This is a genomic window from Variovorax sp. Varisp41, assembly GCF_047325085.1.
GTDB lineage: Bacteria > Pseudomonadota > Gammaproteobacteria > Burkholderiales > Burkholderiaceae_C > Variovorax.
Genome location: NZ_CP168540.1, coordinates 2839820 through 2851441, shown reverse-complemented (window position 1 = coordinate 2851441; position 11622 = coordinate 2839820). Strand labels below are relative to the sequence as shown.

The 11622-nt window shown below is 69.4% G+C and carries 12 protein-coding genes; 2 read left to right on the top strand and 10 right to left on the bottom strand.

Features of this window, described 5'->3' with window-relative positions:
• Positions 1–104: 104 nt before the first annotated feature.
• Genes ACEN9J_RS13320 through ACEN9J_RS13275 form a run of 10 tightly spaced genes read right to left on the bottom strand, consistent with a single transcriptional unit; the run spans position 105 to position 10149 of the window.
• On the bottom strand, positions 105–1250 hold the full coding sequence (locus ACEN9J_RS13320; RefSeq protein WP_261210023.1) for an ABC transporter substrate-binding protein: 1146 nt from the start codon (positions 1248–1250) through the stop codon (positions 105–107).
• A 45-nt stretch (positions 1251–1295) separates the two neighbouring features.
• On the bottom strand, positions 1296–2390 hold the full coding sequence (gene paaE / locus ACEN9J_RS13315) for a 1,2-phenylacetyl-CoA epoxidase subunit PaaE (protein ID WP_057593735.1): 1095 nt from the start codon (positions 2388–2390) through the stop codon (positions 1296–1298).
• Positions 2391–2401: 11 nt separating this feature from the next.
• Positions 2402–2920, bottom strand: coding sequence for a 1,2-phenylacetyl-CoA epoxidase subunit PaaD (paaD, locus tag ACEN9J_RS13310; protein ID WP_057593736.1), 519 nt, complete (start codon positions 2918–2920; stop codon positions 2402–2404).
• Between the two features lie 11 nt (positions 2921–2931).
• Positions 2932–3711 carry a 1,2-phenylacetyl-CoA epoxidase subunit PaaC gene (paaC, locus tag ACEN9J_RS13305; protein WP_057593737.1) on the bottom strand — a complete coding sequence of 260 codons (780 nt, stop codon included), beginning with the start codon at positions 3709–3711 and terminating at the stop codon, positions 2932–2934.
• A 10-nt stretch (positions 3712–3721) separates the two neighbouring features.
• Positions 3722–4018 carry a 1,2-phenylacetyl-CoA epoxidase subunit PaaB gene (gene paaB, locus ACEN9J_RS13300; RefSeq protein WP_057593738.1) on the bottom strand — a complete coding sequence of 99 codons (297 nt, stop codon included), beginning with the start codon at positions 4016–4018 and terminating at the stop codon, positions 3722–3724.
• On the bottom strand, positions 4015–5022 hold the full coding sequence (gene paaA / locus ACEN9J_RS13295) for a 1,2-phenylacetyl-CoA epoxidase subunit PaaA (RefSeq protein WP_057593739.1): 1008 nt from the start codon (positions 5020–5022) through the stop codon (positions 4015–4017). The genes paaB and paaA overlap by 4 nt, the downstream gene beginning before the upstream one ends.
• A 41-nt stretch (positions 5023–5063) precedes the next feature.
• The gene (locus tag ACEN9J_RS13290; RefSeq protein WP_413764291.1) at positions 5064–7529 is read right to left on the bottom strand and encodes a penicillin acylase family protein; all 2466 of its coding nucleotides are present in this window, start codon (positions 7527–7529) and stop codon (positions 5064–5066) included.
• Between the two features lie 31 nt (positions 7530–7560).
• A complete protein-coding gene (gene paaK, locus ACEN9J_RS13285; protein ID WP_057593741.1) occupies positions 7561–8871 on the bottom strand; it encodes a phenylacetate--CoA ligase PaaK in 1311 nt (436 codons plus the stop codon).
• 30 nt (positions 8872–8901) lie between these two features.
• Positions 8902–9342: a hydroxyphenylacetyl-CoA thioesterase PaaI gene (gene paaI, locus ACEN9J_RS13280; RefSeq protein ID WP_057593742.1), complete on the bottom strand. Its 441-nt coding sequence runs from the start codon at positions 9340–9342 to the stop codon at positions 8902–8904.
• Positions 9343–9345: 3 nt separating this feature from the next.
• A complete protein-coding gene (locus tag ACEN9J_RS13275; protein ID WP_413764290.1) occupies positions 9346–10149 on the bottom strand; it encodes an enoyl-CoA hydratase-related protein in 804 nt (267 codons plus the stop codon).
• Positions 10150–10314: 165 nt separating this feature from the next.
• Between ACEN9J_RS13275 and ACEN9J_RS13270 the strand changes: the two genes are divergently transcribed.
• Positions 10315–10917 (top strand): phenylacetic acid degradation protein PaaY, encoded by a 603-nt coding sequence (locus ACEN9J_RS13270; protein WP_057593744.1) that lies wholly within the window; start codon positions 10315–10317, stop codon positions 10915–10917.
• A 52-nt stretch (positions 10918–10969) separates the two neighbouring features.
• Entirely contained in the window at positions 10970–11605 is a 636-nt protein-coding gene (locus ACEN9J_RS13265) for a TetR/AcrR family transcriptional regulator (protein ID WP_057593745.1), read from the top strand.
• Positions 11606–11622 lie beyond the last annotated feature (17 nt).

The following is an 11622-nucleotide window of genomic DNA, read 5'->3' as shown; positions in this document are numbered from 1 at the left end:
TTCCTTCAGAAAACCTGGGGGCGAAAGAAAACCGTGCCCCTCTTGCAGGAACACCGCGGGCCGGTGGCGCCGGCCCGCGGTGTCCGTCGTTCAAGCCCGTGCGATCAGGGCTGGTATTTCCAGGCGCCGTTCTCGATCTTGACCATCACGCGCGCGCGCTGGTCCAGGCCCAGGTGGTCGGTGGCGCTCATGGTGAACACGCCGTGCGCGCCCGCCACGTCCTTGGTCTGCTCGAGCGCGTCGCGCAGCGCGGCGCGGAACTCGGGCGTGCCCGGCTGGGCCTTCTTGAGCGCGACCGGCACGGCCGAGCTCATGAGCAGGCCGGCGTCCCAGGCGTGCGCGCCGAAGGTCGAGACCGAGCCCTTGCCGTAGGCGGCTTCGTAGGCGGCCACGTAGGCGAGCGCGGACTTCTTCACCGGGTTGGCGGCCGGCAGCTGCTCGGCCACCAGCACCGGGCCGGCGGGCAGGAAGGTGCCTTCCACGTCCTTGCCGCCCACGCGCAGGAAGTCGGCGTTGGCCACGCCGTGCGTCTGGTACATCTTGCCGGTGTAGCCGCGCTCCTTGAGCGTCTTCTGCGGCAGCGCGGCCGGCGTGCCGGAGCCGGCGACCAGCACCGCGTCGGGCTTGGCGGCCATGATCTTCAGCGCCTGGCCGGTGACCGAGGTGTCGGTGCGCGCATAGCGCTCGTTGGCCACGACCTTGATCTTCTTGAGTTCGGCGGCCTTGGCGAATTCCTGCGACCAGCCTTCGCCGTAGGCGTCGGAGAAGCCGATGAAGGCCACGCTCTTCACGCCGTTGGCGGCCATGTGCTCGGCGATGGCCAGCGACATCATGATGTCGTTCTGCGGCGTCTTGAAGACCCACTTCTTCTTGGCGTCCATCGGCTCGATGATGCGGGCCGAGGCGGCCACCGAGATCATCGGCGTCTGCGCCTCGGCGGCCACGTCGATCATCGCGAGCGAGGCCGGCGTGGTGGTCGAGCCCAGGATCACGTCGACCTTGTTCTCGGCGATCAGCTTGCGCGTGTTGTTGACGGCGGCCGTGGTGTCGGAGGCGTCGTCGAGCACGATGTAGTTGATCTTCTGGCCGCCGATGGTCTTGGGCATCAGCGAGATCGTGTTCTTCTCGGGAATGCCCAGCGAAGCCGCCGGGCCGGTGGCCGAGATGGTCACGCCGACGTTGACGTCGGCCCAGGCCGACAGGGCCGTGGCGCACAGGGCGGCAATCAGCAGGGGCTTGAAGAATTTCATGGTTGGCTTGTCTCCGGTTGAAAAAAGGTTGAGGCCTGAAGTATCTCAGCGCTCGTCGAACGAGAGCGTGACGCGTTCGGTAAGGGGATGGGCCTGGCAGGTCAATACGAAGCCCGCGGCCACTTCATTCTTGTCGAGCGCGAAGTTTCTTTCCATGCGGACTTCCCCGTCCACGCACTTGGCGCGGCAGGTGCCGCACACGCCCGAGGTGCACGAGAACGGCACCTCGAGGCCGGCCGCCGAGGCCGCGTCGAGGATGCTGGGCTGGCCCTCGGTGTAGGTGATCTCGCGCTGCAGGCCGTCGCGCACGATGGTCACGCGCGCTTGCTTGGCGTCGCCGGGCTGGGCCTCGTGCACCACGGCGCCGACCTGCGCGGTCGAGCTCGCCGAGGGCAGCGCGACGCCGAAGCGCTCGATGTGGATGCGTTCCTCGGGCACGCCCGCGGCCAGCAGCGCGGCCTCGGCCTCGTCGTTCATCTGGAACGGGCCGCAGATGTAGACATGGTCGATGCTGCCCGCGGGCACCAGGCCCTGCAGGAACTCGCCGATCTTCTCGCGGTTCATCACGCCGAAGCCCAGCGGCGAGTCGGTGTGCTCGTCGGAGAACACGTGCTGCAGCACCAGGCGCGTCATGTAGCGGTTCTTCAGGTCCTCGATCTCTTCCTTGAACATCGTGGACTGGAGCTGGCGGTTGCCGTAGATCAGCGTGAAGCGGCTCTTCGGCTCGCGCGCCAGCACGGTCTTCATGATCGACAGGATCGGCGTGATGCCGCTGCCGCCCGCGATGCCGACGTGGTGGCGCGCGGACTCGCCCTCGATCGGCACGAAGAAGCGGCCTTGCGGCGCCATCACCTGGATCGAGTCGCCGGGCTTGAGGTGGGCGTTGATCCAGTTGGAGAACTGGCCGCCGCGCACCTTGCGGACGCCCACGCGCAGCTCGCCGTCGTCGACGCCGGCGCAGATCGAATAGGAACGGCGCAGGTCCTGGCCGTCGATCTCGTTGCGCAGGGTCAGGTACTGGCCCTGCGTGAAGCCGAAGACTTCGCGCAGCGTCTCGGGGACCTCGAAGGAGACGATGACGGCCTCGGGCGTGTCGGGCTCGATGGCCTTCACGCGCAGGGGGTGGAACAGGGTACTCATCGGCGTGGGGCCTAGATCGGCTTGAAATGTTCGAAGGGTTCGCGGCAGGCGAGGCAGCGGTACAGCGCCTTGCAGGCGGTGGAGCCGAAGGCCGACAGCCGCTCGGTGCGCTCGCTCGCGCAGCGCGGGCAGGCGATGCGCTCGCCGGCGAGGCGGCCGAACAGGCGGATCGGCACCGCGGTACCTGCGGCCTGCTCGGGCGTGAGATGGGCGGGCGGGGCGATGCCGTAGGCCTTGAGCTTCGCGCGGCCCTCGTCGCTGATCCAGTCGCTGGTCCAGGCCGGCGCGCGGCGCAGGGTGGCGCGCGCGGGGCCGAGGCCGGCGCGCTCGATCGCGGCCAGCACGTCGTGCTCGATGGCCTCGGTCGCGGGGCAGCCCGAATAGGTCGGCGTCAGCACCACCTCGAGGCCGTCGTCGTGCTCGATCACGTCGCGCACGATGCCGAGGTCGCAGACCGACACGGCCGGCACCTCGGGGTCGGGCACCGAGCGCAGCACCTCCCAGGCGGCGTCGACGCGCGAGGCGGCCATGGTGTCGGCAGTCACCACACGCCCCCGGGGAAGGCGCGCTGCAGGTGCTGCATCTCGGCCAGGATGTAGCCCATGTGCTCGCTGTGCACGCCCTGCTTGCCGGTGCTGCGGAACTTGGCCTCGGCCGGCGCGGCGAGGCCGGCGGCGTCGAGCACCTGCTGCATCTCGGCGAACCACGGTTCGCGCAGTTCGTTCCAGGCCGGGCCCAGGCCGCTGGCGCTGGCCTCGCGGTCGACGGCGTCGGCCTCGAACAGCTCGGGCATGTAGAGCCAGGCCTGCTTGAGCGCGGCCTCGGTGCGGCGGCGCGATTCCTCGGTGCCGTCGCCCAGGCGCACCACCCAGTCGGCCGAATGCTGCTGGTGGTAGCGCGCTTCCTTGAGCGCCTTGCCGGCGATGGCGGCCACTTCCTCGTCGCTCGAGCTCGCCAGCCGTTCCCACAACAGCTTGAGCAGGGTGGCGATCATGGTGTTGCGCACCACCGAGAAGGCGAAGTCGCCGCGCGGCAGCTCGACCAGTGTGAGGTTGAAGTAGTCGCGCTCCTCGCGCAGGTAGGCGAGCTGGTCCTCGTCGTGCTCGCGGCCGGCGCCTTCGAGCTTGCCGGCGTGGGTGAGCAGCGCGCGCGCCTGGCCCACGAGGTCGAGCGCGATGTTGGCCATCGCGATGTCCTCCTCGAGCACGGGCGCATGGCCGCACCATTCGCCCAGGCGCTGGGCCAGCACCAGGCAGGTGTCGCCGATGCGCAGCAGGTACTGCACGGCGGGCGTGCGGTTCAGTTCGATCGATGCTTGCATGGCCGGCCGCTCACATGTGGTCGACGGACTTGGGCAGCGCGTAGAAGGTCGGGTGGCGGTAGACCTTGTCCTCGGCGGGATCGAAGTACATGTCCTTGTCGCCCGGATCGCTCGCGACGATCTGCTCGGAGCGCACCACCCAGATGCTGCAGCCTTCCTGGCGCCGCGTGTAGACGTCGCGCGCCATCTGGATCGCCATCTTCGAGTCGGCGGCATGCAGGCTGCCGCAGTGCTTGTGGTCCAGGCCGGCCTTGCTGCGCACGAACACTTCCCACAGGGGCCATTCTTGTTTCTGTTCGACGGTCATGCCGCCTCCTTCATCGGTTGCTTGTTGGCATGGGCGAGTGCGGCTTCGCGCACCCAGGCGCCGTCTTCCCAGGCGTCGACACGGGCCTGCAGGCGTTCGCGGTTGCAGGGGCCGTCGCCGCCGATCACGCGCCAGAACTCGCTCCAGTCGATGGTGCCGAAGTCGTGCGCCTGGCGTTCCTCGTTCCACTTGAGGTCGGGGTCGGGCAGGGTCACGCCGAGGATGGCCGCCTGCTCGACGGTGGCGTCGATGAACTTCTGGCGCAGCTCGTCGTTGCTGAAGCGCTTGATGCCCCAGCGCATCGACTGCGCCGAGTTGGGCGACTGGTCGTCGGGCGGGCCGAACATCATGATCGAGGGCCACCACCAGCGGTTGACCGCGTCCTGCACCATCGCCTTCTGCGCGTCGGTGCCGTGGGTCATCATGGTCAACAGCGCCTCGTAGCCCTGGCGCTGGTGGAAGCTCTCCTCGCGGCAGATGCGGATCATGGCGCGCGCATAGGGCGCGTAGGAGCAGCGGCAGATCGGCACCTGGTTCATGATGGCCGCGCCATCGACCAGCCAGCCGATGGTGCCCATGTCGGCCCAGGTCAGCGTGGGGTAGTTGAAGATCGAGCTGTACTTGGCCTTGCCGGTGTGCAGCGCGTCGAACATCTGGTCGCGCGAGGTGCCCAGCGTCTCGGCCGCGGCATAGAGGTAGAGGCCGTGGCCGCCCTCGTCCTGCACCTTGGCCAGCAGGATCGCCTTGCGCTTGAGCGTGGGCGCGCGGCTGATCCAGTTGCCCTCGGGCAGCATGCCGACGATCTCCGAGTGCGCGTGCTGGCTGATCTGGCGCACCAGCGTCTTGCGGTAGTGATCGGGCATCCAGTCCTTGGCCTCGATGAAGTCGCCGGCGTCGATGCGCGCGTCGAAGCGTTCCTCGAGCCGCAACTCGTCGGCCGAGCGCAGGGCCTTCTTGCCGTCGCCGGCGTCCTTGCCCATGGTGTCCATGGCTTGTGTGTACATCGCGGTTCTCCTTGAGAGGTGAAGAGGTCGTCGATCGGTTGTCAGTAGCTCAGCTGCTTCGTGGGCCCCCCGCGGCGGTCCACGTCGGCCGGCGTCAGGGCCTCGCTCTTGCAGCCGAAATCCTTGAACAGCGCCATCTGGTCGGCGTAGTGGGGCGACTTGCGGCCGTCGGGCCCGACGAAGCCGCTCTGGCCCGGCGGGGCGGCGGTGCACAGCACGACGCCCTTGGCGCCGAGCACCACCTTGTCGTTCTGCGTGCCGCGGTTCATGTAGCTCGGCAGGGTCAGCTGCTCGTCGGCCCCGGCCTGTGGCGCGCCGATGAAGTTGCTGGTGAGGAACACATGCTTCGTCACCGGCGTGCGCCACTTGGCGGTGTCGCTGCCGAAGCGCTTGTCGAGCTCGGCCACGGCCTGCGCGAGCGTGGCGCGCAGCACGGCGTTCTTGTCCTCGCCGTTGAAGAAGTCGTAGCGCTGCGGCACGCCGGCCTTGGGGCCGAGCAGCGCGTTGTAGACCAGCTTCAGGCCGTTGCCCGGGCGGATGCTGGCCACCTGCGTGTCGCCGGCATAGCCGGTGCCCGCATAGGCCGCGAACACCTCGGGCGGCAGGTCGTCGGCCAGCACCTTGCGGTAGAGGATCGGCAGCCAGGCCGTCATGAGCGTGGTGGCCGGGCTGTCGTAGACGCCGCGCTCGGCCGGGTCCTCGTTGAGCATGTTCCAGTCCGCCAGCACCTGGGCCGCGCGGCGCGCCGGGTCGGCGGCCGGCAGGCCGCGCGTCGCCTCGAGGGCGAAGGGCACGAGGTAGCGCGCGTTGGTGTCGGCGTAGGCGGTGGTGCGGTTGAGCGCCCAGAGTTCGTCGGGCGTGAGCCGGGGCTTGGCCTCGAGCCGCGCCGTGAACTCGCGCACCCGGTCGACCACCGAGTAGTTGCCGCCGTCGCTGACCGCGCCCGGTGCCGACTGGTTGTTCCAGTTGGCGACGTAGCCCTGCGCCGGATTGAAGGTCTTCGGGTCCTCGCCGAACGGGCGGATGCCGAGCCATTCCATCGAGCCGTCGCCCACGGCGGGCAGGCGGATGTCCTGCGTGGCCGGGCGGATCGGCAGCCGGCCCGGCGAGACGTAGCCGATGTTGCCGGCGGTGTCGGCGTAGTACCAGTTGATGGTGATGGCCACGCGCGAGGCCTGCGCCAGCCACTGTTCCCAGTTCTGCGCGCGCATCGCGTGGATCCAGCCCAGCAGCGACTCGAGTTCGTAGCCGTCCCAGCTGCGCTTCATCGAATACGCGGTGCCGTTGGGCAGGTCGAAGTTGGTCACGGTGCCGTGCACGGTGGCGTAGACGTCCAGGCTCTGGTCGGGCTGGCCCTTGACCTTGATGAGTTCGGTGCGCTTGCTCATGGCGCGCATCGCGCCGTTGAAGCGGTACTGGTGGGGGTTGGCCGGGTCCAGCTTCTCCTGGTACATGTCGTTCACGTCGAGCGGGCCGGCGGTGGCGCCCCAGGCGATCTTGCCGTTGGTGCCGAACAGCACCACGGGATGCGCGAACGGCGTGTTGCCGGTCACGTCGAAGCCGGCGCCGTGCAGGCCGATGCCGAACACGTACGAGGGATTGAACCAGTTGAACTGCGGACCGTTGATGAAGACGGTGCTGCCGTCGGTGGTCTTGTTCGGGCCGGCGATCCAGAGGTTGCTGGCGATCGGGCGGGTCCAGGGCTCGGCCACGCCGCGCCGCGCGGCATCGATCTCGTTGCGCGCGACCAGCAGCTCGGGCGAGACCGGCGCCAGCGCCGCGCGATGGGCGGCGTGCGCATCGTCGGCGGCGCCCTGCGCCACGGCCTTGGGACGCGGCACGGTGGTGGGCGCGAGCGGGTCTTCCACCCAGCGGATCTGGTCGAACAGCTGGCGGCCGGCCTCGTCGCCGCGCGCCTTGCGCAGCTGCTCGAGCAGGCGCAGGTTGGCCAGTTCGCTGCTCACGTTGGAGTAGCGGTTGGCCATGGTGCCGACCCAGATCATCGCCACGTCGTAGCCGGTCCAGTCGGCCTTCGGGCGGAAGCCCGCATCGGCGAACTGCTTGGGCAGCAGGGTGGCCGGCGCGGCCAGCACTTCGTTCACGCGCGCATTGAAGCCGGCGGCATAGCCTTCAAAGATGGCCTTGTCCTCGCTCGACAGGCGCGCCATCTGCGCGCGGATCGAGGCGGGGTCGAAGCTGGCGCGGCTGCCCTTGTCGAGCGCGACATAGGCCGGGCCCATCACTTCGGCGACGGTGCCCAGCACGGCGCGGCGCGCCATCTCCATCTGGAACAGGCGGTCTTCCGCGACGGCGTAGCCGAAGCCGTGGAACAGGCCGCGCACGTCGTTGGCATAGACGTGCGGCACGCCGTAGTCGTCGCGCTTGATCGTGACCTTGCCGGCCGGGGGCATGGCCGCGCCGGTGGCCGGGGCGGTGGAGTTGGCGGCGCAGCCGGCCAGCGCCACCAGGGCGCAGGCGAGGGCGATCGATCGGAAATTCAGTGTCATCGGTGGCGGTTCGGGGGAAAGCGGCGGCGCCTCAGCGCGGGCGGTTGTCGACGACGCGCCGAGCCTTGCCGGTCTGCGTGCGTTCCATCTCGTTCGGTGCATGCACCACCACGCGGGTGGAGATGCCGACCAGCGTCTTCACGCGGTGCTGCACCCAGCCGGCGATGGCCGCGCGGTCGGCCGCGGCGGCTTCGTTCGGCGCGAGTTCGCAGTGCACCTCGACCTGGTCGAGCAGGCCTTCGCGGCTCACGTGCACCTGGTAGAGGCCGGTGAGGGCGCCGTGCGCGAGCACGATCTCCTCCACCTGGGTGGGGAACACGTTCACGCCGCGGATGATCATCATGTCGTCGCTGCGCCCGACGATCTTGCCCATGCGGCGGAAGGCGCGCGAGGTGGGCGGCAACAGGCGCGTGAGGTCGCGCGTGCGGTAGCGGATGATCGGCATCGCCTCCTTGCTCAGCGAGGTGAAGACCAGCTCGCCTTCCTCGCCGTCGGCCTTCAGTTCGCCGGTCTCGGGATCGATGATCTCAGGATAGAAGTGGTCCTCCCAGATCACCGGGCCGTCCTTGCTCTCCACGCATTCGCTGGCCACGCCCGGGCCCATGACTTCGCTCAGGCCGTAGATGTCGACCGCGTCGATGCCGGCCTTGGCCTCGATGTCGCGGCGCATGGCCTCGGTCCAGGGCTCGGCGCCGAAGATGCCGATGCGCAGCGAGCTGTCCCTGGCGTCCAGGCCCAGGCGCTCGAACTGCTCGATGATCACCTGCATGTAGCTCGGCGTGACCATGATGATGTCGGGCCGGAAGTCCTGGATCAGCTGCACCTGCTTCTCGGTCTGGCCGCCCGACATCGGGACCACGGTGCAGCCCGCGCGCTCGGCGCCGTAGTGCGCGCCCAGGCCGCCGGTGAACAGGCCGTAGCCGTAGGCGATGTGGATCAGGTCGCCGGCGCGGCCGCCCGCGGCGCGGATCGAGCGCGCGACCAGGTCGGCCCAGGTGTCGATGTCCTTCTTCGTGTAGCCCACCACGGTCGGCTTGCCGGTGGTGCCCGAGGAGGCATGGATGCGCGCGACCTGCTGGCGCGGCACCGCGAACATGCCGAAGGGGTAGTTGTCGCGCAGGTCGCTCTTGACCGTGAACGGGAATTTCGCGAGGTCGGCGAGGGTCTTGAGGTCGCCCGGCTGCACGCCCTTGGCGTCGAAGGCCTGACGGTAGTGCGGCACGTTGTCGTAGGCGCGCTGCAGCGTGTCGCGCAGGCGCTGCACCTGCAGCGCGGTGATCTCGTCGCGGCTCGCGGTCTCGATCGGTTCGAGATCGCCGGGGGCGGGGCGGGGTGCTGGCATGACGGGGTCCTCGGTTCTTTTGCGTTCGGTTCAGGCCGCGACGGCGGGGCGGCCCTTGGCGGTGTAGGAGCGGCCGCGGAAGATCGCGACGCGCTCGCCGCGCTGGTTGGTGATCTCGGTGTCGTAGACGCCGGTGCGGCCGGCCTTCGAGACCTCGAAGCAGCGCGCGGTCAGCAGGTCGCCTTCGCGCGCCGGGGCGATGAAGTCGATCGCGAAGCCCGAGGCCACGGTCAGCTCGTTGTACGAGTTGCAGGCGAAGGCGAAGGTGGAATCGGCCAGCGTGGCCATGAAGCCGCCGTGGCAGATCGCATGGCCGTTGAGCATGTCGGGGCGCACGCGCATCTCGATCGTGGCCTGGCCGGGGCCGACCTCCACGATGCGCATGCCCAGGCCCTTGGAGGCGTTGTCGTTGGCGAACATGCCGTCGCGCACGTATTCGGCGGTCTGTTGCGGGGTGCGTTCGGTGCTCATGGCTCAGCGGTCCTTGAAGACGGGGGCGCGCTTGGCGCGGAAGGCCTCGACACCTTCGCGGTAGTCATTGGCGGCGCCGAGCTCGCGCTGCAGGCGGGCCTCCTCGGCCAGTGCGGTGTCGAGGTCCATGGTCTGCGCGGCGTTCATCGCGGCGCGCGTGGCGACCAGCGCGCGCGAGGGCATGGCGGCGAGCCGGCCCGCGAGCGCGGCGGCGGCGTCGGCCAGCGCGGCGTCGTCCACCGTCTGCCAGATCAGGCCGATGCGCGCGGCTTCCTCGGCCGGCAGCTTGTCGCCGAGCATCGCGATGCCCAGCGCGCGCGCCGGGCCCACGAGCCGCGGCAGCAGCCAGGTGCCGCCGGTGTCGGGCACCAGGCCGATCTTGGTGAAGGCCTGGATGAAGCTGGCCGAGCGCGCGGCGAGCACGAGGTCGCAGCACAGCGCGAGGTTGGCGCCGGCGCCGGCGGCCACGCCGTTGACCGCGGCGACCACGGGCACGGGCATGCTGCGGATGCGCTGGACCAGCGGGCCGTAGAGCTTCTCGATGACATGGCCCAGGTCCTTGGGGGCGGCGCCGGGGCTGGTGTCGGGCGCGACCATCGGGTCGGCGAGGTCCTGGCCGGCGCAGAAGGCGCGGCCGGCGCCGGTCAGCACCACGCAGCGCACTTCGGCATCGGCCGCGGCCGCTTCGAGCGCCGCCAGCAGTTCGGCGTGCAGTTCGCTCGTGAAGCTGTTGAGCGCCGCGGGGCGGTTGAGGCTCAGTGTGCGGACGGCGCCGGCATTGCCGACGAGGACCAGGGGTTCCGACATGGGCTTGTCTCTCATCTGTGTGGGGGATGACTTCGGGTCAATTACTATTGACCGACCGTTCGGTAGATTTTAGGATCGCGAACGAATCCGGCACAAGTCCAAAGCATTCAGGGAAAACCCTGAATTGCGAGACGAAGGACCGGCACCCCACAGGAGACCGCACCCATGCCCAGCTACGCCATCGACGGCGTGATCCCCGTCGTCGACCCCACCGCCTACGTGCATCCGTCCGCCGTGCTGATCGGCGACGTGATCGTGGGCCCGAACTGCTATGTCGGCCCCTGCGCCAGCCTGCGCGGCGATTTCGGCCGCATCGTGCTCGAGGAGGGCTCGAACCTGCAGGACAACTGCTGCGTGCACGGCTTTCCCGACAACGACACGGTGATCGAGGTCAACGGCCACATCGGCCACGGCGCGATCCTGCACAGCTGCGTGGTGCGGCGCGACGCCATGGTGGGCATGAACGCCGTGGTGATGGACGAGGCCGAGATCGGCGAGAAAGCCATCGTGGCCGCCAGCGCCTTCGTGCCGGCCGGCATGAAGGTGCCGCCGCGCACGCTGGTGGCGGGCATGCCCGCGCGCGTGAAAAGAGAACTGAGCGAGGCCGAGATCGCGTGGAAGCTCGAGGGCACGCAGGTCTACCAGGCGCTCGCGGTGCGCAGCCTCGCGACGATGCGCGAGGTCGAGCCGCTGGCACAGGTCGAGGCCGGGCGGCCGCGGCTGCCTTCGATCGACGTCAAGCCGCTGATCGCGACCAGGCGCAGCTAGGATCGCGCGCTGCCCGTCACACCCTCTCAACGCCAGAACAGAAAGAACACCGATGCCCAGAGGAAGATCCGCCAGCTACGACGACCAGCGCGAGCTCATCCTCGAGCGGGCCGCGCGGCTGTTCGCGCGCCAGGGCTACCCGGCCACCTCGATGAACCAGGTGGCCGAGGCCTGCAATCTCTCGAAGGCCACGCTCTACCACTACTACAAGGACAAGCGCAGCCTGCTGATCAGCATCGCCGAGACGCACGTCTCCAAGCTGGCGGCGCTGGTGGCCGAGGAGGAGGCCTCGACGCAGACCGACGAGGAGCGGCTGCGGCGCTTCATCTACCGCATCGTCGAGGAGTACGCGGGCGCGCAGGACGCGCACCGGGTGCTGACCGACGACGTGCGCTTCCTCGAGGAAGAAGACCGCGAGCGCGTGCTCGACAAGGAGCGCGAGGTGGTCGCGGGCTTCGCGCGCGCGGTGGCCGCGCTGCGCCCGGGCACGCCGAGCGACGACCTGGCCAAGCCGCTGACCATGCTGCTGTTCGGCATGATCAACTGGATGTTCACCTGGATGAAGCCTGGCGGCCAGCTCGACCATGCCTCGATCGCGCCGGTGGTGGCCGACCTGTTCCTCGGCGGCATCGGTGCCGTGAAGGCGCCGCCGGCGCACGCGAAGAAGAAGCCGAAGCCGGCCGCCTGAAGGGCGCCGCCCGGCGG